This window comes from Streptomyces sp. NBC_00249 (assembly GCF_026342355.1).
Classification (GTDB): domain Bacteria; phylum Actinomycetota; class Actinomycetes; order Streptomycetales; family Streptomycetaceae; genus Streptomyces.
Window position 1 is genome coordinate 490,274 of the sequence record NZ_JAPEMV010000003.1, and the last position, 22,192, is coordinate 512,465.

The window sequence follows — 22,192 nt, forward strand, 5'->3', positions numbered from 1 at the left end:
CCGAAAACGGCGGGTTTCAGTTGGGCATCTCCCGGTCCAGTTTCTCCAGCACCGCCCTGGCCTGCACGGACAGCGGATGCTCCGAGGCCACCACCCGGTCGAGGTCGCGCACCAGTGCCCGCAGTTTGTTCACCGCTTCGGTCGTACGGCCCACGATGGGCAGGAGCACCAGGACGTGGGTCCACCGCAGGCGCATCACGAGGTTGGAGTCCGGGGGCTGGGACGCGTCGTGCAGGGCCTCCTGGATGATGTGCTCCGCCTCGCGGTGGCGGTTCTGATACAGCAGCGCGTGCGTCATGGTCTCCCGTACCCGCAGGATCTCGGGGGTGGACGGCGGCCAGTGGTTGCGGCGGCTGATGTCCAGGATCTGCCGGGCTTCCTCCTCCGCCTCCGCGTAGCGGTCGAGGGTGATCAGCGCCCGGGCGAGGGTGTGGCGTACGACGAGCGTGTCGTAGTACTCGGGGCCGCGGACGTTCTCCTCCGCCTCGACGATGGACCGCAGCATCTGCTCGACCTGCTCGTTCTTCTTCCGGTCCCCCTCCTGCTCGTTGATCGCGCGGGCGAGCTTGTGCCTGCTCGCGAGGGTGTCGGCGTCGTTCTCCCCGAGGATGCGGGTGCGCACCTCGACCACGAGCCGCAGCTCCTCCTCGGCCAGTGTCAGCCGCTCCCCTTCGAGGTGCATGCGGCCCTGCTCGTGCCGCAGTGCCAGGATCTCCCGGTCGTCGCGGTCGAAGCCGAAGGAGGCGCAGCCCTCGATCAGCGGGTGGACGAAGTCGTACGCGGGTGTCAGCAGCCCCATGGCGATCAGGTAGCGGGAGGTCAGCCGGGCCAGTTCGAGGGCGGCGGTCCGCACGGTGCGGTCGGACGGCTTGAGCTCGCCGATCAGGCAGGCCCGGACGACCTCCATCGCGTGCGGGGCGAGCGCGGACCACAGCGGCCAGTTGGTGGGGTGGTCGGGATTGCGGTGGTGGGTGGCCGACAGGACCATCCGTACGGCCAGTCCGTAGTAGTCCGCGGACCGGTCCCGTACCTCCTCGTCCTCCCGCAGGACGCCGTGGACCACGGGGTGCAGGGTCAGTACGTGGGCCAGGTCGTGTTCCGCGAAGCCCTCGCGGTGGTAGGCGTCCACCAGCCCGAAGTCCTCCAGGCCGGTCAGGGCGATGCGGTTCCGCTCCGGGGTGGCACCGGGGAACAGCGGGGAGTCGCCGAGGGTGGAGCCGCCGAGCAGGCAGCGGTAGGGGATCGGGGCGATGCTCAGGCAGGCGAGGACCTTCAGCAGGGTGGCGGAGCGGGCCAGTTCGCGTCGGCGCAGCAGGTCCAGGGCGATCCCGCAGACCTTTTCCACGATCTCCCGGCCCAGCAGCTCGCTGAGGTCCGGTCCGGCCTGGTGCGCGGAGGTCTCGACCCGGGCGGCGAAGGTCCGGCGGAAGGTGTCGAAGTCCCGTATGTCGCTGTCCAGGGAGACGTGGCCCCCGTTGACGGCCTTGATCACGTCGGCGGCGTGGCGCAGCGCCAGCGGCAGCCCGCCCAGCTCCCGCGACAGCCTGCGGGCGTCCTCGTTCGTACCGCCCAGGCCCCCGGTCCGCTCCAGCAGCAGGGAGGCGCCGTCGTCCTCGTGCAGGGGCAGGACCTGGTGGACGGTGCTCCAGTCGCCCCAGGTCTGCTGACGGCGCACCCGGCTGGTGACCAGGACGGTGCCGCGCGCGTTCGGCGGCTTGCGCAGCCAGCCGGTGCCGTCGGAGACCAGGCCGTCCTGGGGGCCGAGCCGGGCGGGGTCGTCGACGTTGTCGAAGATCAGGAGCCAGGGGTCGGGGCAGTCGCCGAGCAGCTTCCAGACCAGGTCCATGGAGTTGCCGAGCCGCCAGGCCCGTTCGACCACGATCGAGGGGGCGCCGAGATCGTGCGCCATCATCCGCATGCGGAGGTTGAGTTCGGGCATCGACACCCACCACACGCGGTGTCCGGCGCGCTGGGCGCGGTCGGCGACCTCCAGGGCCAGCCGGCTCTTGCCGGACCCGCCGAGACCGGCCAGGACGTGCACCTGCTGCGGGGACTGCCCGGACAGCAGCGACGAGGCCAGGCTGTGCCGGTCCCGGCCCTTGAACTGGCCATCCTCCAGCTGCCCGTACGGCGGCGGCGGGAAGGGCGCCAGGTCCATCTCCCCTGCGGCGGGCGGCGGCAGCGAAGGCCGCCCCGAGGCCTCGGCCGGGGAGAGGGGCCGCGCGGACGACGCCCCGAGGGGCAGCGGGGCGAACTCCTCCTCGGGGCGACGGTCCCGGGCCGCTTCGAGGAGGGCTCCGCGTACGGCCATGTAGGAGTCCGCCGTGCGGTCGGCGGGCTGGACGATCGAGAAGTGGTCGGCGGTGACCACCCCGCCCTTGGGGAAGACCCCGCGGGCCACGACCGGCGGGACGATGTCGTCGGCGGAGCCCCCGTAGGCGCGGACCGGGATGGGGCACTCCTGGTCGGTGTGCGTGCGGGCGTGCACCACCGCGCTCAGCACCGTGCGCTGAGCCTCCGTCACTGCCCGGTCGAAGGGACGCAGTTGCTGCTCCTGCGGGTTGCGCCAGAGCTTGAGGAACTTGCGGACGGTGAGGAAGAAGCCCGAACCGGTATTGGGGCAGGCGAACATGGTGAAGTGCTTGATCCGGGCGAGTTCCGCGCCCTCGCCGTTCCACAGTTTGCGGGCCAGGAAGCGCTGGACGACCAGCCCGCCCTGGCTGTGGGTCACCAGCACGATCCGTTCGGCATCGGCGAGCCGGGTCTCCAGGTACGTGCCCAGCTGGTCGGCGACGTCGTCGGTCTCCGCGACCCGGCGGTCGGGCCGGAGCCGGACCATCGGGGAGTCGTACTCGAAGCGGTGGACGCTGACCCAGTCGGACAGCTCCGGATCGGTGGTGATCAGCGAGTGAAAGGCCTTCCACACCTTCGCCGAGGAGAACAGGCCGTGCACGAGCACGAGGTGGACGCGTGTCCGTACCGCCATCGCGAACCTCCGCAGCCATAAAGCGTGTTGAAGCAGATGGAATTCGGTCGCAGATGAAGAAGCAGCCGGGTCAATGATGCATGAGGGACGACCTGAGGGGCCAGAACGAGACAGTCGCGGTTGCGCGGGGCGCCCGCGCCGGGCGGAAATCCGTGGCGGGACTCCGCTGCCCGCCGCGATCATGGACCGCTGCAGCCCCCCGCCACGATCATGGACCGCCTCCGCCCCCGGGGCGGTCGAGGGCCGCGTCCTGGCGTACGGAACCGGCCCCTCCTGAGCCCCTGACCTGCGGATATTCGGATCCCGCGGCCGGAAGAGGCCTGTCCGGTCACTGTGGTAATCGTTACATTGAGCCCCAAAACGGACGTTTTCGCGAGATCGTCGTAGTCCGGAAACGTCATCTAGGGGCTGCCAGCGGCGGCCCGCGCCCCGCTCGGCCGGTCGGCGCCACGAGGAGACACATGGGACGCGCGGGCAACTGGACGAGCAATTGGCGGATCGCCCTGCCGGTGGCAGGCGGAGCCGTCGTACTCGGGCTCGGCGGCCTCTACGTCACCGGGCTCGTGACCGGCGGCGACATCGACCAGGGCACGCGGGTCCTCGGCATCGACCTCGGCGGCATGAGCCGCGCCGAAGCCCGCCAGGCGCTCGACCGGGAGCTCGGCCCCACCGCCGCCGCGCCCGTCGCCATGAAGATCGGCGACCGCGTGGAGCAGGCCGATCCCGCCACGCTCGGGCTGTCCCTCGACACCGGCGCCACCGTCGACCGCGCCGCGCACAGCGGCCACGGCCCCGTCACCGTCATCGGCAGGCTCTTCGCCTCCGGCGACCGCGACGTCGAGCCCGTGGTCCGTGTCGACGAGGACGCCGCCAGGGCCGCCGTGGACCGCCTCGGCGCCACCACCCGGCAGCAGGCCCGCGACGGCCTGATCGCCTTCGACGGGGGAGCCGCGAAGACCGTCGCCCCCCGGGGCGGCGTCACCCTCGTCGAGGACCAGGCCCTCACCACCCTGCGCGCGGCCTACCTGCGCGAGGACACCGCCCCCGTCGTCCTTCCCGTCGAGCGCACCGAGCCGCGCGTCGGGGCCGAGGAGACCGGACGGGCCATGCGCCAGTTCGCGGGGCCCGCCATGTCCGGCCCCGTCACGATCACCGTCGCCGGCACCCGCATACCCATAAGCGCCGCCGTCCTCGGCGAGCACCTCAGCATGAAGGCCGACGGCCAGGGCCGTCTGGTGCCGGACCTCGACTCCAAGGGCCTGCTCGCCGACCCCGCCGTGGCCGGGCCCGTCGGGGAAGCCGCCCGGAGCCCGCGCGACGCCGCCCTGGACGTCGACCCCGCGGGCCGCGTCGTCGTCCAGGACGGCCGCCCCGGCATCCAGGTCACCGAGGCCGCGCTCGGCCGGACCGTGATGCCCCTGCTCACCCGCACGGGCGCGGCCCGCAGCGGCGAGGTGGCCACCCGGACGGTCCAGCCCGGCCTGACCGCCGCCGACGCGCAGCGCCTGGGCATCAAGGAGAAGGTCTCCTCCTTCACCGTCGCCTTCCCCGCCGCCCCGTACCGCACCACCAACATCGGCCGCGCCGTCGAGCTGATCAACGGCTCCGTCGTCCTGCCCGGGCAGGAGTGGAGCTTCAACAAGACCGTCGGCGAGCGGACCAAGGAGAACGGCTTCGTCGACGGCATCATGATCAACGACGGCCAGTACGTGAAATCGCCCGGCGGCGGCGTCTCGGCGGTCGCCACCACCATGTACAACGCCGCCTTCTTCGCCGGCGTCAAGCCCGTCGAGCACGGCGCGCACTCCTTCTACATCGAGCGCTACCCCGAAGGCCGCGAGGCCACCGTCGCCTGGGGCACCCTCGACCTGCGCTGGCTCAACGACTCCGGCCACGCCCTCTACGTCAAGGCCGAGTCCACCGACACCTCGCTGACCATCACCCTCCTCGGCACGAAGAAGTACGACGAGATACGCGCGACCAAGGGCCCCCGCACGAACGTCACGCCCCCCGGCAAGCGCACCGGCAGCGGCCCCACCTGCGAGGTCCAGACCCCCCTCGAAGGATTCGACGTCTCCGTCGGCCGTATCTTCGTCCAAGGCGGCCACGAGGTGAAGAACGAGGAGTTCAAGACCCACTACACCCCGCGCGACGAGGTCACCTGCACCCCGCAGGGCTCGGAGAGCCCGCAGCCCCCGCAGGGCTCGCAGACCCCCTCCGCGCCCTCCGCCACGCCCGGCGACACCGCCCGCACCGCGAGTTAGCCGCTGTCGGGGGCCCCGGCCCCCGGGAAGTGCTACAACTGGTTCGTGACCCTTCCTCGCCACCCGTGCCGGGCATGCCGGTGCGGTCTCCCCTAGGCAGCAGGACCAGGAGCGTCGCCGGACAGGTATTCGTCCTCCAGGTGGCGATCGTGGTGTTGCTCGCCGCCGGAGCCCTGCTGGCCCTGCTGCTCCAGACCCGGCACGACATCGACCGCGAGGCACGCAACCGCTCGGTGGCCGTCGCCCAGACCTTCGCCCACTCCCTGGGCCTCCAGCCCGCGCTGAAGACCTCCGACCCGTCCGCCATCCTGCAACCGCTGACCGAGACCACGCGCAAGGACGCCGGCGTGGACTTCATCGTGGTCATGGACACCCAGGGCATCCGCTACACCCACCCGCAGCCCGACCGCATCGGGAAACGGTTCGTCGGCACCATCGAGCCCTCCCTCGCCGGACAGGTCCACACCGAGAGCGTGCAGGGCCCCCTGGGCAAGGAGATCCAGGCCGTGGTGCCCGTCACCGCCCCCGACGGGCAGGTGGTCGCACTGGTGTCCGCCGGCCTGACCGTCAAGAACGTCACCGGCGTCGTCGACCGCCAGCTCCCCGTCATCCTCCTGGCCATCGCCACCGGCCTGGCCCTCGCCACCGGCGGCACCGCGCTCATCAGCCGACGGCTGCGCCGCCAGACCCACGGGCTCGGCACGCAGGAGATGACCCGCATGTACGAGCACCACGACGCGGTGCTCCACTCCGTCCGCGAAGGCGTGCTCATCACCGACGGCGAAGGCCGGCTACTGCTCGCCAACGACGAGGCCAAACGGCTCCTCGGCCTGCCGGAGGACGCCGAGGGCCGCCACATCGGCGAGGTGCCGGGCCTGGACCAGCGCATGGCGGACCTGCTGCTGTCCGGCCGGGTCGCCACCGACGAGGTACTGGAGACCGGGGACCGGCTGCTCGTCGTCAACCAGCGGCCCACCCACCCCCGGGGCCGCCCCGAGGGCACCGCCGTCACCATCCGCGACTCCACCGAGATGCAGGTCCTCACCACCAGGGCGGACACGGCCCGCAGACGGCTCAAGCTGCTCTACGACGCGGGCGGCGACGTCGGCACCACCCTCGACGTGGTCCGCACGGCCGAGGAACTCGCCGCCGTGGCCGTACCGCGCTTCGCGGACTACGCCACCGTCGACCTCGCCGACGCCGTCCTCGACGGCGACGAACCCGGACCCGGCGCCGACATGCGTCGCACCGCCGTCAGCGGCATCCGGCCCGACCACCCCCTCTACCCGCGCGGCCGGCTGATCGACTTCCTGCCGTCCACCCCCCAGGCCCGCGGCTACGGCACCGGCCGCGCCGAACTGGTCCCCGACCTGGCCGACGCCCCCGGCTGGCACGCCCAGGACCCCCCGCGCGCCCGGGCCATCGTCGACTACGGCATCCACTCCCTCATCGCCGCCCCCCTCAAGGCCCGGGGCGTCGTCCTCGGCGTCGTCAACTTCTGGCGCTCGGAGAAACCGGAGCCCTTCGACGAGGACGAACTCTCACTGGCCGAGGAACTCGTCGCCCGCGCCGCCGTCAGCATGGACAACGCCCGCCGCTACACCCGCGAGCACGCACTCGCCGTCACCCTCCAGCGCAGCCTGCTCCCGCGCGCCCTGCCCGAGCAGAGCGCCGTCGACGTCGCGCACTTCTACCTGCCCGCCCAGTCCGGGGTCGGCGGCGACTGGTTCGACGTGATCCCGCTGCCCGGCAGCCGCGTCGCCCTCGTCGTCGGCGACGTCGTCGGACACGGACTGCACGCCGCCGCCACCATGGGAAGGCTGCGCACGGCCGTGCACAACTTCTCCTCGCTCGACCTGCCGCCCGACGAGATCCTCGCCCGCCTCGACGCCCTCGTCCAGCGCATCGACCACGACCACGACGGCGACGGCGCGGACGCCGACAACGCCGGCGTACTCGGCGCGACCTGCCTCTACGCCATCTACGACCCCGTCTCCCAGCACTGCACGATGGCCCGGGCAGGCCACCTGCCGCCCCTGGTGGTCGCCCCCGACGGCACCACGGAGATCGTGGAGCTGCCCACCGGACCCCCACTGGGCCTCGGCGGCATGCCCTTCGAGACCGCCGAGATCTACCTGGCGGAAGGCAGCCAGCTCGTCCTGTACACCGACGGCCTCGTCGAGGAACGCACCCGCGACATCGGCGTGGGACTGGAACTGCTGCGCACGGCCCTCAGCCGGCCCGGGACCGACCCCGACGAGAGCTGCTCGGCCGTCCTCGAGGTCCTGCTGCCCACCCGCCCCACCGACGACGTGGCACTGCTCATCGCCCGCACCCGCACCCTCGGCCCCGACCGGGTCGCCCAGTGGGAGGTGCCCTTCCAGCCCGACGCCGTCGGCGTCATCCGGAACGCCGCCACGAAGAAGCTCGACGAATGGAAGCTGACGGAGCTGAGCTTCGCCACGGAACTGATCCTCAGCGAACTGATCACCAACTCGCTGCGCCACGGCAGCGCCCCCGTACGGGTCCGCCTCCTGCACGACCACACCCTGACCTGCGAGGTCTGGGACGGCAGCAGCATCGCCCCGCACCTGCGCTACGCGGCCACCACCGACGAGGGCGGACGCGGACTCTTCCTCGTGGCCCAGCTCAGCGAGCACTGGGGCACCCGCTACACGCCGTACGGCAAGGTGATCTGGGCGGAGCAGACCCTCCCCGGCGCCCCCGGCACCAAAGCCCCCGCCGACCCTCCGCTCGCCGCCTTCCTCGACGACATCGAACCCCTCTGACGGCGCACGAGCGCGTCGGGCCCTCACGCCGCCGTCCAGCCGCCGTCCATCGGGAGGGAGGCGCCGGTCACGTGCCCGGTGTGCGGGCCGCACAGCCACAGGGCGACCGCGGCCACCTCCGCCGGCTCGATCAGCCGCTTGATGGCCGAGCCTCGCAGCAGCACCTCGGTGACGACCCGCTCCGCCGGGATCCCGTGGGCCAGCGCCTGCGCCTCGATCTGCCGCTCCACCAGGGGGGTGCGTACGTAGCCGGGGTTCACGCAGTTGCTCGTCACCCCGTACGGGGCGCCCTCCAGGGCCGTGACCTTGCTGAGCCCCTCCAGCGCGTGCTTCGCCGTCACGTACCCGGACTTGAACGGGCTGGCCCGCAGCCCGTGCACGCTGGAGATGTTGACCACCCGGCCCCAGCCCCGCCGGTACATGTGCGGCAGGGTCCGCCGCAGCAGCAGGAACGGCGCGCCGACCATCACCCGCTGCATCCGCTCGAACAGCTCGGGCGGGAACTCCTCGATGGCCGACACGTGCTGCAGCCCGGCATTGTTGACCAGGACGTCCACCGCCTCCGGCAGCCCCGCGAGGGCGTCCGGATCCGCGAGGTCCGCCGTATGGGCCCGCCCGCCGACGAGCTCGGCGACCGCCCCGGCGGCCCGCCCGTCCACGTCCACGACGTGCACGAGCGCACCGGCGGAGGCCAGCGCCACGGCGCAGGCCCGCCCGATACCGCTGCCGCCACCGGTCACCAAGGCCACGCGCCCCGTCAGATCGACCCCCGCGGAGGCGGAAGCCGTCACCCCGGGCACCGTGGAGAATCCGCTCGTCATGACCCGAACGTTAGACAAGCGCGCCGGACCGGCCGATGTGCGCCACCGCCACAGTCGGCCCGCCACCCATGGCGTCCGCCACCACCGGGCCTACCGCGAAGTGGGCCGCCAGCCCGGCATCCCGGTCGGAGGCCGGCCCGCCATCACCTGGGCCAGGGCATGGAGGATCTCTTCCGCATCCCGCCGGACCTGCCCGGGTACGTCACCGCGCTCCCGTATGAGCTGGGCGTAGATCGGCGCGTCGCTGCTGCTGGTGCTGCTCACTTAGGACTTCGCTCCCCTGAAGCCGGCACCTTCGGCCGGGCGGGCACCAGTGTAGGAGGCCCGGTCCGGTCGACCGAACGAAGATCGGCACTGGTTAGGGTGCTCCATGAGCTGGAACCCGCCGAGCGTGATCGAACAAGAGCTGTACGAGGCCAGGTTGAAGGGGGACTGGGCGCTCTACCACGACGTGCTCGCGCGCAGCGAGCTCTTCCTCGCCGCCCCCCGACAGGACGTGGACGCCGAACCGGACGCCGTCCGCTTCTACCCGGCCAACGACGTGCAGCTGCACGTCTGGACCGAGGGCGCCCTGCCCGACCCGACGGACGACCTCGTCTTCCACGGCAGGGACTTCGGCTGGTTCGCCGCCGTCTGGGAGGACGGGGACCCGCCCTACCTGACCGTCAACCCGGGCACCCCCTGCGAGGCCAACCTCCCCGCCGCCGACCGCGCCCGCTGGACCCGGCACGCCGAGCGCGCCACCCGCTACGGCCTGGAACAGGGCCGGGTGCAGACGCTGCGGCCCGCCCGGCCGCTCCCCGCCCCCGTCGTCCTGGGCCTCGCGGCAGGCGCCCACCTCTCCGTACGCAACGGCCTCTTCTGGAACGCCCTCGGCTACCAGGGCCAGGGCTACCTCCTCGAACAGGAGAAGCTCCGCGACTCCTGGGGCGTCACCACCCGCGAGGAGTGGCTCGCCTCCACCGAACGCCTCCTCGCCGGTGAGGTCGTCGACCCCCTGTGGGAGCTCGCCCTGCACGTCCGCAACGTCCTGCACGAGCACCACGGCGAACCGCCCGCCCCCGAGGAGTGGAGCCAGGAGCTGGCCGACGGGATGCGGCGCAGCGCCGCCCGCACCGGCAACCCGGGCTCCGCCCGGGAACTGGAGAGCCTGATCGGGCAGGGCCGCATGCTCGTCGGACGCATCGGCCGCTACGAGGAACGCTTCCGCGCCGACGGACTGCTGGCCGACGGCGCGTACGTCCGCTCCGTCCTCGCCTGGGACTACGGCCGGGCCTCCCAGATGGCCCGCTGGGGCCTCGGCGCCCGCTTCGGGACCCTCGCCGAGACCGAGAAGGCCGTCGTACGCGCGGGCGAGGCCGCCCGGGCCGTGTACGGCTCCTGGGAGGACCTCTCGGCCGGATTCGTCCTCGGGCGCTGCCTGCACTTCGACGAGGAGCGGTTCGGGGACTGGTACGAGGAGATGGTCGTCGCCCACCACGAGCTGACGACCGATCCCGACAGCCCCTGGCTCGCCATCAGTCTCTAGGCCGGCCTGCCGGTGCCGCACCGCGTGGCGATCACCCGTGGACGGTCCGAGAATGGGACTGCCGGGAAGACATCCGCCCGACGCCGGACGGTCCTGCACGTCCTGGAGGGCTGATGCGTCCCTATCCGCCGATTGCCGATCACGGTCTGATCGGGGACCTCCAGACCTGCGCGCTCGTCTCCTCCGAGGGCGTCCTGGACTGGTTCTGCGCGCCCCGCTTCGACTCGCCCAGCATCTTCGCCGGACTGCTCGACCACGACCGCGGCGGACATTTCTCCCTCACCGCGGACGCCCCGGACCTCCCGGACGCCGTCGGCGCGGGCGGGCCGGGCGCCGGGGGCGGGGTCGTCACCCGCCAGCTCTACCTCGCCGACACGGCCGTCCTCATCACCCGCTTCCTCACTCGGGCGGGCGTCGGGGAGGTGGTCGACTTCATGCCCGTCCACACTCCCCACACCGCCACCGACCGGCACCAGGTGGTGCGCGTGCTGAGGGTGGTACGCGGCTCCGTGCGCTTCGCCCTGGAGTGCCGGCCCCGCTTCGACTACGGCCGCGCCCCCCACCACCTCACCCTGGACGGCCCCACCGCCCGCTTCGACGGCCCGGGCGTCACGGCACACCTCCAGGCCCTCGGCTCCCTCGCGCCGGAGGCCGACGGCGACGACGTACGGGCCACGGCGACCCTGAGCGCCGGCGAGCGCGCGGCCGTCGTCCTGACGGTGTGCGACGCGGGGGCCGCCGCCCCGCCGCCCCTCGACGCGGACGCCCTGGCGCAGGAGTTCACCGCCGTGCGCCGCTTCTGGCACGACTGGATCGGACGCTGTACCTACCGCGGCCGCTGGCAGCAGATCGTCAACCGCTCCGCCATCACTCTCAAGCTCATGACGTACGCGCCCACCGGCGCGCCGATCGCCGCCGCGACCATGGGCCTGCCCGAGGAGGAGGGCGGCGAGCGCAACTGGGACTACCGCTACACCTGGGTCCGCGACGCCTCCCTGGCCGTGCGCGCCATGCTCGACCTCGGCTTCACCGAGGAGGCGAACGCCTTCCGCCACTGGCTCCGGCTCCGGCTCGAGGACGGGGGAGCCCCCGGAGGCGAACCGTTGCAGATCATGTACCGCGTCGACGGCGACCCGCACCTGGCCGAAGAGGTCCTCGGCCACCTCACGGGCTGGCGCGGCTCCGCCCCGGTGCGCGCGGGCAACGGGGCCGCCGGGCAGCTGCAGCTGGACATCTACGGCGAGGCCTACTACGCCCTCGCCCAGGCGGGCCGGGCAGCCGACGTGGGCGGCTACGACGGATGGCAGCGCGCCGCGGCCGTACTGGACTGGCTGTGCGACCACTGGGACCGCCCCGACGAGGGCATCTGGGAGACCCGGGGCGGCCGCAAGGACTTCACCTACAGCCGCCTCATGTGCTGGGTCGCCCTCGACCGCGGCATCCGCCAGGCCACCGCCTTCGCCCGCCCGGCGGACGTGCCCCGCTGGACCGCCGCCCGCGACGCCGTCATGCGGCAGGTCATGACGCGCGGGTGGAGCGAGGAGCGCCAGGCGTTCGTCCAGTACTACGGCGGCAGCGTCCTGGACGCCTCCCTGCTGCTGATGCCGATGGTCGGCTTCATCGCCCCGAAGGACCCCCGCTGGCTGTCGACGCTCGAAGCCATGGACGACGAGCTCGTCTCCGACAGCCTCGTCTACCGCTACGACCCCGCCGCCTCCCCCGACGGCCTGCGCGGCTCCGAGGGCACCTTCTCCCTGTGCACCTTCCTGTACGTGTACGCCCTGGCGCGGGCCGGCCGCCTGGAGCAGGCCCGCTACGCCTTCGACAAGATGCTCACCTACGCCAACCACGTGGGACTGTTCGCCGAGGAGATCGGCCCCACCGGTGAGCAACTGGGCAACTTCCCCCAGGCCTTCACCCACCTCGCCCTGGTCGCCGCGGCCCTCGCGCTCGACACGGAACTCGACCGCGCGGCGAGCCGCGGCTAGGGCGTCTCCTGCGGCCCTACTTGCAGACGGTGCCGTCCGCCGGCGCGGTGCCCTCGACGAGGAACGCGTCGACGGTCTTGGTCGCGCAGCTGTTGTTCCCGTACGTGCCGTGGCCCTCGCCCTGCACGGTGACGTTGACGCCGACGCCCTTGCCGAGGGCCTCGGACATCCGCTTCGCGCCCTCGACCGGGGTGGCCGGGTCGCCGGTGTTGCCGATGACCAGGATCGGGTCCGCCCCGGCCGCGCCGACCTGCGGCTTGTCGGTGGCGCCGCGGACCGGCCACTCGGAGCAGCCCAGCAGCCCCTCCACCGTGGACGGGCCGAAGACCGGGGAGGCCGCGCGGAAGGCGGGCTCCTGGGCCTTCATCTCCTCCACCGTGTGGCGGCGGCTGGTGTCGGCGCAGGTGATCGCCGCCTGTGCGGCGTTGCTGTTGCTGTAGCGGCCGTCCTCGCCGCGGCCGCTGTAGGCGTCGGAGAGGGCCAGCAGCAGGTTGCCCGTGCCGAGCTTCTGCACCTCGCCCAGCCCCTGGACGAGGTACTCCCAGCTCTCCTCGTCGTAGAGGCTGGCGACGATACCGGTGAGGGCCTGGTCGGAGGTCAGCTTGCGGCCGCCGTCCGTGGGCGCGGGCTTCGTCTTCAGCTTCTCCAGCATCGCGGATATCCGCTGGTTGCCCTCCGCGTCGCTGGCGCCGGTCGGGCAGTTGGCCGTGTACTTCCCCCGGCAGTACTTCATGGCGTGCTCCAGGGCCTGCTGGAAGCCCTTGGTCTGCCCCAGGCCCTGCTGGACGTCGTCCGCCGTCGGGTCCACGACGGCGTCGAAGACGGTCCGCCCGACGTTCTTCGGGAACAGGTGCGCGTAGACGCCGCCCAGTTCGGTGCCGTACGACATGCCGAAGTAGTTCAGCTTCCGGTCGCCCAGCACCTGCCGCATGAGGTCCATGTCGCGCGCGGTGTCGGCCGTCCCGACGTGGGGGAGGAGCTTGGCGGAGTTCTTCTTGCAGGCGTCCGTGAACTTCTTGACGTCGTCGAGCGGGTTCTGGCTGCCGGCGCCCTCGTCGAGGGTCTTGTCGTCGAGGCAGGTCACCCCGGCGGTGTTGCCCACACCGCGCGGGTCGAAGCTGACCAGGTCGTAGACGGTGTTCAGCTTCTTGTACTCGGCCGCGGACTGGGGCAGCGTCTGGACGCCCGAGGCACCCGGGCCGCCGAAGTTGTACACCAGCGAACCCAGGCGCTTGGCCGTGTCGGTCGCCTTCTTGCGGATCAGCGCGACGTCCAGGCTCTCACCGCCCGGAGCGGTGTAGTCCAGGGGCGCCTTCATCGTCGCGCACTCCCAGCCGGTGCCCGGGGCCTTGCCGCCGCCCTGGGCCGCCGACGGCGCCGGGCAGGGCCGCCAGTCGGGCTTCTGCGAGGTCAGCGCGGCGGGCAGCACCGCCGGGACGGCCGGGGCGCTCGTGGCGGGCGAGCCCGAGGGCTTCGCGTCGGCCTTCTTCCCGGCCTCCTCGCCGCCGCAGGCCGCCAGGACGGGGACCGCCAGCAGTGAGGCGGCGGCCAGGAGCGCCGTACGGACGGGGCGGCGGACGGTGCGGCGTGCGGCGTGCGGCATACGAGGGCTCCTGCGCGGGTCGGACGTGATCAGGCAAACAGACAGTAAAGGTCATGGTTGGTTTCTCGCCAAGTCCTCCCGGTCGCGATCAGGTCACGCCTGTGCACTCGCTACGGCCGGCCCCGCCCGGCTGCCCGACGTCAGTGACACGTCAAGGACACCGCGGACCGCGTCAGGAGAGCGTCAGGAGCCGCCCGCACCCCGTGGACCCGCCCGTTTCATGGAAACCGCCGCAGCGGAGAACACAGAGGGAGCGGGCCGTGCGCAGAGTCGTGGTCGGAGTCAGTGGAACCCCGGGCAGCCTGGCCGCCCTCCACCGGGCAGCCGTCGAAGCCCGGACGCGGTCGGCCGAACTGTGGGTGGTCATGGCCTGGCAGGCGCCCCGGGCCCCGACGGCGCGGCGCTGCCCGCGCGAGGACCCGGTCCTCGCCGCCTGCCGGGCCGCCGCCGTCCAGCGCCTGCGCGAGGTACTGGACACCGCCTTCGGCGCCGGGCCGCCGCCCGGGGTCACCCTGGCCGGCCTCGCGGTACGGGCCACCCCCGGCGCCGCCCTCGTGGACACCGCCGACGGCCGCGAGGACCTCCTCGTCGTGGGCACCGGCTCGCGCTCCGCGCTGCGCCGCCTGCGGCCCTCGGTGGCCCGCCACTGCCTGGCGCACGCCGCCTGCCCGGTGCTGACCGTGCCGCCGTCCCCGCTGGAGGCCGAGCTCGACGCCGCACGCCGCCGCAACCTGTGGCGGCTGCCGCTGGACGCGCGCGAGCTGACCCCGTGAGACAGGCCCCAGGGGCGTCAGGCCGTCGGGAGGGGGGCCGCCCCCGTCAGCGCGTCCCGGTACCTCCCGGGGGTCGTCCCGAACTCCCGGCTGAAGGCGTGCGAGAAGGCGTACGGACTGCCGTAGCCGACCCGCCGAGCGACCGCGGCCAGGGGGTCCCCGGTGTCGCGGAGCTGGGCGGCGGCGAGGTTCAGCCGCCACCAGGTCAGGTACGCCATCGGCGGCCGCCCGACCAGCGAGGTGAACCGCCGGGCCAGCGTGGGCCGGGAGACACCCGCCTCGGAGGCCAGCCGCTCGGTCGTCCACGGCGCGGCCGGGTCCGAGTGCAGCGCCCGCAGCGCGGCGGCCGCCACCGGGTCGCCGAGGACCGCCGGCCACGCACCGGAGGAACCCTCGGCCAGCCACGAGCGGACCATGTAGACGAGGAGCAGGTCGAGCAGGCTGGGCACCGCGACACAGGCGCCCGGCCGCTGCTCGCCCACCTCACGGCCCAACAGGTCGATCGCCGACCGGAGTTCCGGATGGCTGCCCACCCGGTTCGGCAGGTGCACCACCTTCGGCAGCTCCGCCATCAGCGGGTGCGCCCGGCTCCGGTCCAGCCGGTACTTCCCGCACAGCATCTCCACCGCGCCCGGCCCGCCGTCCGGGCCGGCCGGCCGCGCCCAGTCGCGCGCCGCGACCTCCTCGAACGGCACCGCCCGCGCCACCGCCGCCGGGTCGGCGGGGGAGTCGGCGATCACGTGGCCCGTCCCGTGGGGCAGCAGCACCGCGTCCCCCGTCCCGAGCGACAGCGGGGCGCCGCCGTCGGGCAGCAGCCAGCAGCCGCCCTCCAGGACGATGTGGAACCCCGCCCCGTCGTACGGGGCGAAGCGCGCGCACCAACGCCCGCCCACCCGCACCCGGTCGGAGGAAGGCCGCCCCACACGCACGGCGGAGATCGCGTCGCTCACCACGTCCATCGCCCCAGAGTAGGCCGTCCCGCCGTCCCGTCATCGATGAGCGGATCGCGTATCCCCCTGATCCGATTGAGCATTGAGGCGATCAGAGCGCCTGCCTAAGGTCGGATCATGAACAACGAGACGCAGAACGAGAACACGCCGGGCATCCAGCTGGGAGACGTCGAGGTCATCCGGGTCGTCGAGTGGCAGGGCGCCTTCATACCCGCACGCGGCCTCGTACCGGACTCCCCGGAGCGGCTGTGGAAGGACAACGAGGACTGGCTCGCCCCCGACCACTGGCACCCCGAGGACGACACCGCGGTGGCGGCCCTCCAGAGCTGGGTGCTGCGCAGTGGCGGACGGACCGTCCTGGTCGACACCGGTGTGGGCAACGGGCGCGAGCGGCCCGGCTCGCCGCAGTTCCACCACTGGCAGGGCGACTTTCTCGGCAGCCTGGCCCGGGCGGGCGTACGCCCCGAGGACGTGGACCTCGTCGTCAACACCCACGTCCACGGCGACCACGTCGGCTGGAACACCAGGGACGTGGACGGGGAATGGGCGCCGACCTTCCCCAACGCCCAGTACCTCGTGCCGGCGGCCGACGACTTCCACTTCGGCCCGCGCGGCGGCTACGGCGGCGGTGCCCGCGAGGACGACCGGCTGATCTACGAGGACAGCATCGCCCCCGTCCACCGGGCCGGCCAGGTCGTCCTGTGGGACGGCGCCCACCGCATCGACGAGCACCTCACCCTGGAGACGGCCCCCGGGCACACCCCCGGCTCCTCGGTCCTGCGCCTGGACTCCGGCGGCGAGCGGGCGGTCTTCGTCGGGGACCTCCTGCACAGTCCGGTCCAGATCCTCGACCCCTCCTGCAACAGCTGCTTCTGCATGGACCCGCGGCAGGCGGCGGCCACCCGCCGGCGGATCCTCGGCCGCGCGGCGGCCGAACGCGAACTGGTCGTGCCCGCCCACTTCGGCGGATCCGGCGCCGTCGAGGTCCGCGAGGACGGTCCGGACTTCGCCCTCACCCGCTGGGCCCCCTTCGGCCCGCGCGGCTGATCCGGCCCGGAACGCGCCGCGGCGGCCGTCCGTCGTCCATCGTCCGTCGTCCGCAGGACGGATTGATGGGTCGGATGATCCGACTGTTACCGTCCGAGGTATGCCCGAGCTGATCGCCCCCACGGCCCGACTGCACTCCTCCTGGCTGGACGCCCAGCGGGAGTGGGGCCTCGACGCGCACATGGACGGCGCCGGACTCGGTGGCGACGACGACGTGGACAGCCCCGAGGGCTTCGCGGCCTGGGCGCAGCGGCTGCGCGGGTACGCGGACCGGACGGCGCCGCTGGAGCAGGGCCGGGTCCACGCCACGTACTGGTGGATCGCCGAGGGCGACACCTACCTCGGGGCGATCGACCTGCGGCACTACCTGAACGGCTTCCTCCTCGACGCGGGAGGCCACATCGGCTACAGCGTCCGCCCCTCCGCACGCGGGCGCGGACTGGCCGGCTGGGCCCTCGGCGAGGTCCTCCACGAGGCGAAGCTGCTGGGAATGGACCGGGTCCTGCTGACCTGCGACCCCGGGAACGCCGCCTCGGAGCGCACGATCGAGCGCGCCGGCGGGGTGTTGGAGGACGTCCGCGAAACCCTGATCGGGCCGAAGCGGCGCTACTGGATCGACCTCTGACCGGCTTAGGGCCTGTCGTCCTAGCGGCCCGGTGAGGTGAGCCGGCGGGTGAGCGCGACGAGCATCCCGCGCCGCGCGTCCGGCCCGGCCCCCGCCTCGCCGGCGGGGGGTTCGGGCAGCAGCATGCGGGCGATCTGGGGCAGCGTGAACCAGCTGCTCGTGAGCGCGATCACGGTGTGCATGAGCTGAGCCGGAGGCACGTCGGCGGTGAGGGCCCCCGCCCGCTGCGCCTCGGCGATGGCGGCCACCTTCAGGGCGTAGTGCTCGGTGCGCTCGTACTCCGCGACGACCCGGTCCTGGCACATCAGCCCCTCCCAGGCGAGGAGCCGCAGGAAGTGCGGGTGGGCGCGGTGGTAGTCGTAGGTGCGGCCCGCGTAGTCGCCCAGGTCGGCGGCCTGCTGCGGGGTCAGGGGCACGGCGGTGGCGAGTTTGGCCATCTCGGCCTCCAGGACCGCGGCGAACAGCTTCTCCTTGTTGCCGAAGTACTGGTAGATCCGCTCCTTGTTGACCCCGGCGCCGGTGGCCACCCGGGCGACGCGGGCGCCCTCGGGCCCGTACTCGGCGAACTCCTCGACCGCGGCGTCGAGGAGGAGCTGCTTGGTGCGTGCGGTGTCCCAGGCCATGCGGCCATCCTACGTTATTCCCAACCATCCGGTTGGATTTGGGGATCCGGCTGTGCCACACTCCAACCAGATGGTTGGAAATCCCGGTTCCGGCCGCCGTACCAGGGGGAGTACCCGTGTCCGCACCCGCACCCGCACCCGCACCCGCAGCCCCGTCCGTCCACCGCCGCGCGCTGATCACCTGGCTGGCCGTCTATCCGACCATCACCGTCGCCCTCGCCCTGCTGCGACCGGTCATGCAGGGTGTGCCCCTGCCGGTGCAGACGCTGGTCCTGACGGCGATCGCCATACCCCTCGTCGTGTACCTGCTCGTCCCGGCGCTGCTGAAGGCGAACGCCGCCCTCTCCGCCCGCTCGCGCTGACCCGGCCGCGACGGCGTCAAGATTTCCTTGACATTGTGATCACGTCAAGGAAGTCTTGACGCATGAACGTTTCCCGGGAGCCCTCGGCTGCCTCCAGCACCCCTTACGTCAGCCTCGTGTTCGGTCTCCTCGCGGTGGCGGTGAGCCTCATCAGCGTGGCGCTGACGCTCGCCGACGGCCTGGGGGCCGGCCCGACCGCCGCGCTGATCGCCGCGGACCTCGTCCTCGTCGCCGCCATGGGCGCCCTGGCCGCCACCCTGCGGCCCGAACCGGCGCGCAGGAGCCGTGACGAGCGGCTCCTCGACGAACTGGAGCCGCTGCTCCCCGCGGAGGGCCCCGCATCCGGCCCGGCGGGCGGCGGACGGTGACCGGCGCGGAAGGGGCTGGCGCGGAAGGGGCCGACGCGGAACTGATCGGCGCGGCCGAGGCGGACCGCATCCGGGAGGCCGTCGCGAGCGCGGTCCTCGGAGCGTCCGAAGGGCTCGCCGCGTCACTGGAGCACGACGCCGAGGGCTACTTGAGGCTCGTGGCCGCCGCCCGTATCGGCGCCGAGGAATCGAGCCGGCTCCTGCGCGAGGCCATCCAGGGCGCCCGGGCCGCCGGCCACAGCTGGGACGCCGTCGGCGGAGTCCTGGGCGTCAGCCGACAGGCCGCCCAGCAGCGCTTCGCCGTCAAACAGCCCTCCGGTCCCACCGGTGCGGGGGACGGCCCCGAGCGCAGGGAGATCACTCCGGTGACGGCCTTCACGGAGATGGCGGCCCTCGACGAAGCCGGGAAGGACGGCTGGCACCTGGTCGACTACGGCTCGTTCCGTCTGGTCGTGGAAGCCTCCGAGCACACCTGGGAACACCGCAGGGCCGTCGGCGGCCACCGCCGGCTCGCCGCCGAGGGCTGGACCCGGGTCGGCCCCGGATCCTTCCCCTGGAGCTACTACAAACGCCGCTGCGACCCAGCGTCCTAGGCGACGAACTCCTCGTCTCCGTAACGGACCTGGGCCCGGTTCCAGTCGACGCCCAGCTCCGCCGTGAACTTTCGGGCCAGGTCCAGCTCCGACAGCGGGGCCACGAGGACCAGCCGCCCGCCGAGGGTGACCGAGCCGCCGCCGAGCCGTTCGCGGGCCTCGGTGTCGGCGGCCAGCGCGTCGTGCAGACGGGTCGCGTCGACGCCGTCGGCCTGGATCTCCACCGCGTCGGTGTCCGGCGCGTCACGCGGCAGGCAGCGGAAGGTCAGCACCGACTCCTGGTCGTACCGCTTGCGGATGACGTCCGCGATGTGGTGCAGCCCCTCGCGCCCGACCCGGGAGACGTCGAACTCCCGCGAGCGCTCATAGGTGGTCTGCTGCAGCTCGCCGGACCAGAACACGCCGTCCAGCAGCGTCGACCCCTCCGCCTTCGCGCCGTGGGTGCGGATGATGCTCCGCACCTCGTGGTCGAAGCGCGTCAGACGGGTCGTCAGCCGGGGGTCGGCCGGATCCGTGATGATCGCGGTGTTGTCGGTGGCGAAGATCTCCGCCGTCGGGCAGTCCGGCTTCCCCGGACTCGCCTGGGCGCTGCCCGCGCCCACCGACCCCAGTGTCAGCACGCCGACCGTGACCAGGACACCCCACCGCTTCATTCCCCAACTCCCCGTACATGGACTCGTGGTGGCGCGCCCGGAAGGACGCGTCGGGCTCATCCTAGGAACCCGGCGGGGGTCCGCGTCGAACCGTGCACCCGAATGGCGGACAACCGATGCGGGATCGGCCGTCGGAACACCGCCCGGGCCCGCTCTAGGGTGGGGGCGTGGCGAGAGACGCGAACGCAAGTACGAATGACAGTGCGGGTACGGGTACGGGCGGCGGCCCGGCCGGCCGGCTGCTGTACGGCTGCATGGGACTCGGCGGGACCTGGGAGCCCGACCCGTACGGCCCCGCGGACGTGGACGCCGCCGAGGCCGCGATCCACGCCGCCCTCGACAGCGGGATCACCGCCTTCGACCACGCCGACATCTACCGGCACGGAAAGGCCGAGGCCGTCTTCGGCGAGGTCCTCGCACGGACCCCCGGCCTGCGCGAGCGGATAACCCTCCAGACCAAGTGCGGCATCCGGCTGGCCGGCCCGGACGGCCCCGGCAGGTACGACCTGCGCGGCGAGAGCATCCTGCGCCGGGTGGAGGAGAGCCTGACCCGGCTGCGCACCGACGTCCTCGACGTCCTCCTCCTGCACCGCCCCGATCCCCTGGCCGACCCGGACTCGGTCGCGGCGGCGCTGACGGACCTGCACCGGCAGGGCCTCGTACGGAGCTTCGGGGTCTCCAACACGGGCGCCGCGCAGATCGCCCGCCTCCAGGCCCGCCTCGACCTGCCGCTCGTGGCGAACCAGCTGGAGATGAGCCTGCACAGCCGCGACTGGGTCGAGGCCGGAGTCCTGCTCAACACGCCCGCGGCCACCGGCAACGGCTTCCCGTTCGGCACCCTCGAACACTGCCTCGACCACGGGATCCGCCTCCAGGCCTGGGGCGCCCTGGCCCAGGGCCGCTTCACCGGCCGTCAGCGGACACCCGCCGAACACGCCACCGCCGAGCTCCTCGCCACCCTCGCCGAGCGCAAGGGCACCACCCCCGAGACGGTCCTGCTGTGGTGGCTGATCCGGCACCCCGCCGCCATCGTCCCGGTCGTCGGCACCGCGCGTCCCGAGCGCATCCGCGCCTGCCGCGACGCCGCGCTGCGCGCACCGGACCTCACGCACGAGGAATGGTACGAACTGTGGACCACGGCCCGGGGCCGCCCACTGCCCTGAACCGCCCCCCGGCGCTCAGTCCCGAGGCCGGCCGGGGGCGAGGCGGGCCACCACCTCGGCCAGGTCCTCACACACCTGCTCGATGCTCAGGCGGATGTTGTTCTGCTCGGTGACCAGCGCCGACAGCAGCAGCGCGGTCAGCGCGGCCGCACCGTTGAGGGCCTGGAGGTTGACCATGACCTCGAAGAGAGTGTGCCGGGCGAACGGCCCCGCCCGGTCGGTCGCCGCCGAGATGGACAGGACGGACACCAGCAGGGCGCAGGGCGCACTGCCCGCGAGCTGGAAGCGCACCGCCGCCCAGATCAGCAGCGGGAAGACGAGGAAGAGCAGCGACAGCGAGCTCCGGGTGGCCAGCACGGTGACGACGGCGGTCGTGCCCAGCAGCGCCACCGCTTCGAGCACCCGGTACGGGTCCACGGGCAGCCGGGGGCGGCGCAGGGCCAGCAGCAGCGGGGTCACCAGCAGTACGCCCATCGCGTCCCCGGCCCACCAGGCCGCCCACGCCGACCAGAAGCGCGCCGTCGGCAGGTCACCGGTGAGCACCAGCGTCCAGGTCCCGGCGGTCGCGCTGATCAGCATCGGCAGCAGACCGCCCAGGAACACCAGCAGCAGCCCGTCCCGCAGCCGGTCCAGCGCGGGCCGGAAGCCCGCCTGGCGCAGCAGCGCGTACGCGCACAGCGGGGCGAGCGTGTTGCCGGCGAGGATCGCGATGTCCGCGGCCTGGAAGGTGCTGATCCGCTCGATGGCGAAGTAGGTGCCGAGGGTGATCCCCGGCCAGATCCCGGGACCCATCCGCAGCAGGGCGGCGACGGCGATCCCGGTCGGCGGCCACAGGGGGGTGATCACCGCTTCGTGGATGGCCACCTGCTGGAGCAGCCCGAGCCGCCCGGTCGCGTAATAGGCGACGGCGACGGCCAGGATCCGCACAAGAGCCTCGGCCTGACGTCGCCATTCCACGGTGCGCACCACAGCATCAGACAACAGCCCGGCTCGCCGGACGGACGTGACACGCGGCAGCGGCCAGGAGCGCGGGCCGGGCAGGATCCGAAAGGGACG

The 22,192-nt window shown here is 72.9% G+C and carries 19 protein-coding genes; 11 read left to right on the plus strand and 8 right to left on the minus strand.

Annotation, left to right across the window (positions count from 1 at the left end; translation table 11 throughout):
- Window positions 1-16 precede the first annotated feature (16 nt).
- The gene (locus OOK31_RS16425) at window positions 17-2,986 is read right to left on the minus strand and encodes an alpha/beta fold hydrolase (RefSeq protein ID WP_267087965.1); all 2,970 of its coding nucleotides are present in this window, start codon (window positions 2,984-2,986) and stop codon (window positions 17-19) included.
- Window positions 2,987-3,447: 461 nt separating this feature from the next.
- Between OOK31_RS16425 and OOK31_RS16430 the strand changes: the two genes are divergently transcribed.
- Together OOK31_RS16430 and OOK31_RS16435 are read left to right on the plus strand one after the other, a co-directional pair.
- On the plus strand, window positions 3,448-5,250 hold the full coding sequence (locus OOK31_RS16430; protein WP_267087966.1) for a VanW family protein: 1,803 nt from the start codon (window positions 3,448-3,450) through the stop codon (window positions 5,248-5,250).
- Window positions 5,251-5,324: 74 nt separating this feature from the next.
- Window positions 5,325-8,039, plus strand: a complete 2,715-nt coding sequence (locus OOK31_RS16435; protein WP_267087967.1) for a SpoIIE family protein phosphatase/ATP-binding protein — start codon at window positions 5,325-5,327, stop codon at window positions 8,037-8,039.
- A gap of 23 nt (window positions 8,040-8,062) precedes the next feature.
- On the opposite strand, the gene OOK31_RS16440 is transcribed toward OOK31_RS16435, so the two are convergent.
- Together OOK31_RS16440 and OOK31_RS16445 are read right to left on the minus strand one after the other, a co-directional pair.
- Window positions 8,063-8,860 (minus strand): 3-hydroxybutyrate dehydrogenase, encoded by a 798-nt coding sequence (locus OOK31_RS16440; RefSeq protein WP_267087968.1) that lies wholly within the window; start codon window positions 8,858-8,860, stop codon window positions 8,063-8,065.
- A gap of 90 nt (window positions 8,861-8,950) precedes the next feature.
- Window positions 8,951-9,124 carry a hypothetical protein gene (locus OOK31_RS16445; RefSeq protein ID WP_267087969.1) on the minus strand — a complete coding sequence of 58 codons (174 nt, stop codon included), beginning with the start codon at window positions 9,122-9,124 and terminating at the stop codon, window positions 8,951-8,953.
- Window positions 9,125-9,230: 106 nt separating this feature from the next.
- Between OOK31_RS16445 and OOK31_RS16450 the strand changes: the two genes are divergently transcribed.
- Entirely contained in the window at window positions 9,231-10,388 is a 1,158-nt protein-coding gene (locus OOK31_RS16450) for a DUF1266 domain-containing protein (RefSeq protein ID WP_267087970.1), read from the plus strand.
- Window positions 10,389-10,501: 113 nt separating this feature from the next.
- The gene (locus tag OOK31_RS16455; protein WP_267087971.1) at window positions 10,502-12,376 is read left to right on the plus strand and encodes a glycoside hydrolase family 15 protein; all 1,875 of its coding nucleotides are present in this window, start codon (window positions 10,502-10,504) and stop codon (window positions 12,374-12,376) included.
- Window positions 12,377-12,392: 16 nt separating this feature from the next.
- On the opposite strand, the gene OOK31_RS16460 is transcribed toward OOK31_RS16455, so the two are convergent.
- Window positions 12,393-13,979 (minus strand): alpha/beta hydrolase, encoded by a 1,587-nt coding sequence (locus OOK31_RS16460; RefSeq protein WP_267087972.1) that lies wholly within the window; start codon window positions 13,977-13,979, stop codon window positions 12,393-12,395.
- A gap of 260 nt (window positions 13,980-14,239) precedes the next feature.
- On the opposite strand from OOK31_RS16460, the gene OOK31_RS16465 reads away from it, so the two are divergent.
- Window positions 14,240-14,752 carry a universal stress protein gene (locus OOK31_RS16465; protein WP_267087973.1) on the plus strand — a complete coding sequence of 171 codons (513 nt, stop codon included), beginning with the start codon at window positions 14,240-14,242 and terminating at the stop codon, window positions 14,750-14,752.
- 17 nt (window positions 14,753-14,769) lie between these two features.
- Here OOK31_RS16465 and OOK31_RS16470 read toward each other — a convergent pair whose 3' ends face one another.
- Window positions 14,770-15,711 (minus strand): AraC family transcriptional regulator, encoded by a 942-nt coding sequence (locus OOK31_RS16470; RefSeq protein WP_267087974.1) that lies wholly within the window; start codon window positions 15,709-15,711, stop codon window positions 14,770-14,772.
- 108 nt (window positions 15,712-15,819) lie between these two features.
- On the opposite strand from OOK31_RS16470, the gene OOK31_RS16475 reads away from it, so the two are divergent.
- Together OOK31_RS16475 and OOK31_RS16480 are read left to right on the plus strand one after the other, a co-directional pair.
- Window positions 15,820-16,749, plus strand: a complete 930-nt coding sequence (locus OOK31_RS16475; RefSeq protein ID WP_267087975.1) for an MBL fold metallo-hydrolase — start codon at window positions 15,820-15,822, stop codon at window positions 16,747-16,749.
- Between the two features lie 100 nt (window positions 16,750-16,849).
- The gene (locus OOK31_RS16480; protein ID WP_267087976.1) at window positions 16,850-17,374 is read left to right on the plus strand and encodes a GNAT family N-acetyltransferase; all 525 of its coding nucleotides are present in this window, start codon (window positions 16,850-16,852) and stop codon (window positions 17,372-17,374) included.
- 20 nt (window positions 17,375-17,394) lie between these two features.
- Here OOK31_RS16480 and OOK31_RS16485 read toward each other — a convergent pair whose 3' ends face one another.
- A complete protein-coding gene (locus OOK31_RS16485; RefSeq protein WP_267087977.1) occupies window positions 17,395-17,997 on the minus strand; it encodes a TetR family transcriptional regulator in 603 nt (200 codons plus the stop codon).
- Window positions 17,998-18,113: 116 nt separating this feature from the next.
- Between OOK31_RS16485 and OOK31_RS16490 the strand changes: the two genes are divergently transcribed.
- The 3 genes from OOK31_RS16490 (at window position 18,114) to OOK31_RS16500 (ending at window position 19,320) form a co-directional block, all read left to right on the plus strand.
- Window positions 18,114-18,359: a hypothetical protein gene (locus OOK31_RS16490; RefSeq protein ID WP_267087978.1), complete on the plus strand. Its 246-nt coding sequence runs from the start codon at window positions 18,114-18,116 to the stop codon at window positions 18,357-18,359.
- Between the two features lie 62 nt (window positions 18,360-18,421).
- On the plus strand, window positions 18,422-18,727 hold the full coding sequence (locus tag OOK31_RS16495) for a hypothetical protein (RefSeq protein WP_267087979.1): 306 nt from the start codon (window positions 18,422-18,424) through the stop codon (window positions 18,725-18,727).
- Window positions 18,724-19,320, plus strand: coding sequence for a hypothetical protein (locus tag OOK31_RS16500; RefSeq protein ID WP_267087980.1), 597 nt, complete (start codon window positions 18,724-18,726; stop codon window positions 19,318-19,320). The genes OOK31_RS16495 and OOK31_RS16500 overlap by 4 nt, the downstream gene beginning before the upstream one ends.
- Here OOK31_RS16500 and OOK31_RS16505 read toward each other — a convergent pair.
- The gene (locus OOK31_RS16505) at window positions 19,317-19,973 is read right to left on the minus strand and encodes a hypothetical protein (RefSeq protein WP_267087981.1); all 657 of its coding nucleotides are present in this window, start codon (window positions 19,971-19,973) and stop codon (window positions 19,317-19,319) included. The genes OOK31_RS16500 and OOK31_RS16505 overlap by 4 nt on opposite strands.
- Window positions 19,974-20,140: 167 nt before the next feature.
- On the opposite strand from OOK31_RS16505, the gene OOK31_RS16510 reads away from it, so the two are divergent.
- Window positions 20,141-21,136, plus strand: coding sequence for an aldo/keto reductase family oxidoreductase (locus OOK31_RS16510; protein ID WP_267087982.1), 996 nt, complete (start codon window positions 20,141-20,143; stop codon window positions 21,134-21,136).
- A 15-nt stretch (window positions 21,137-21,151) separates the two neighbouring features.
- Here OOK31_RS16510 and OOK31_RS16515 read toward each other — a convergent pair whose 3' ends face one another.
- Window positions 21,152-22,105, minus strand: coding sequence for an MASE1 domain-containing protein (locus tag OOK31_RS16515; protein WP_267087983.1), 954 nt, complete (start codon window positions 22,103-22,105; stop codon window positions 21,152-21,154).
- Window positions 22,106-22,192: the final 87 nt, after the last annotated feature.

What these genes read in the sequence shown, in the direction of transcription:
- OOK31_RS16475 (WP_267087975.1), top strand. Translation starts at nt 15,820, where the DNA reads ATGAACAACGAGACGCAGAACGAGAACACGCCGGGCATCCAGCTGGGA.
- OOK31_RS16450 (WP_267087970.1), top strand. Translation starts at nt 9,231, where the DNA reads ATGAGCTGGAACCCGCCGAGCGTGATCGAACAAGAGCTGTACGAGGCC.
- OOK31_RS16425 (WP_267087965.1), bottom strand. Translation starts at nt 2,986, where the DNA reads ATGGCGGTACGGACACGCGTCCACCTCGTGCTCGTGCACGGCCTGTTC.
- OOK31_RS16485 (WP_267087977.1), bottom strand. Translation starts at nt 17,997, where the DNA reads ATGGCCTGGGACACCGCACGCACCAAGCAGCTCCTCCTCGACGCCGCG.
- OOK31_RS16460 (WP_267087972.1), bottom strand. Translation starts at nt 13,979, where the DNA reads ATGCCGCACGCCGCACGCCGCACCGTCCGCCGCCCCGTCCGTACGGCG.
- OOK31_RS16495 (WP_267087979.1), top strand. Translation starts at nt 18,422, where the DNA reads ATGAACGTTTCCCGGGAGCCCTCGGCTGCCTCCAGCACCCCTTACGTC.
- OOK31_RS16430 (WP_267087966.1), top strand. Translation starts at nt 3,448, where the DNA reads ATGGGACGCGCGGGCAACTGGACGAGCAATTGGCGGATCGCCCTGCCG.
- OOK31_RS16505 (WP_267087981.1), bottom strand. Translation starts at nt 19,973, where the DNA reads ATGAAGCGGTGGGGTGTCCTGGTCACGGTCGGCGTGCTGACACTGGGG.
- OOK31_RS16440 (WP_267087968.1), bottom strand. Translation starts at nt 8,860, where the DNA reads ATGACGAGCGGATTCTCCACGGTGCCCGGGGTGACGGCTTCCGCCTCC.
- OOK31_RS16455 (WP_267087971.1), top strand. Translation starts at nt 10,502, where the DNA reads ATGCGTCCCTATCCGCCGATTGCCGATCACGGTCTGATCGGGGACCTC.
- OOK31_RS16435 (WP_267087967.1), top strand. Translation starts at nt 5,325, where the DNA reads ATGCCGGTGCGGTCTCCCCTAGGCAGCAGGACCAGGAGCGTCGCCGGA.
- OOK31_RS16480 (WP_267087976.1), top strand. Translation starts at nt 16,850, where the DNA reads ATGCCCGAGCTGATCGCCCCCACGGCCCGACTGCACTCCTCCTGGCTG.
- OOK31_RS16470 (WP_267087974.1), bottom strand. Translation starts at nt 15,711, where the DNA reads ATGGACGTGGTGAGCGACGCGATCTCCGCCGTGCGTGTGGGGCGGCCT.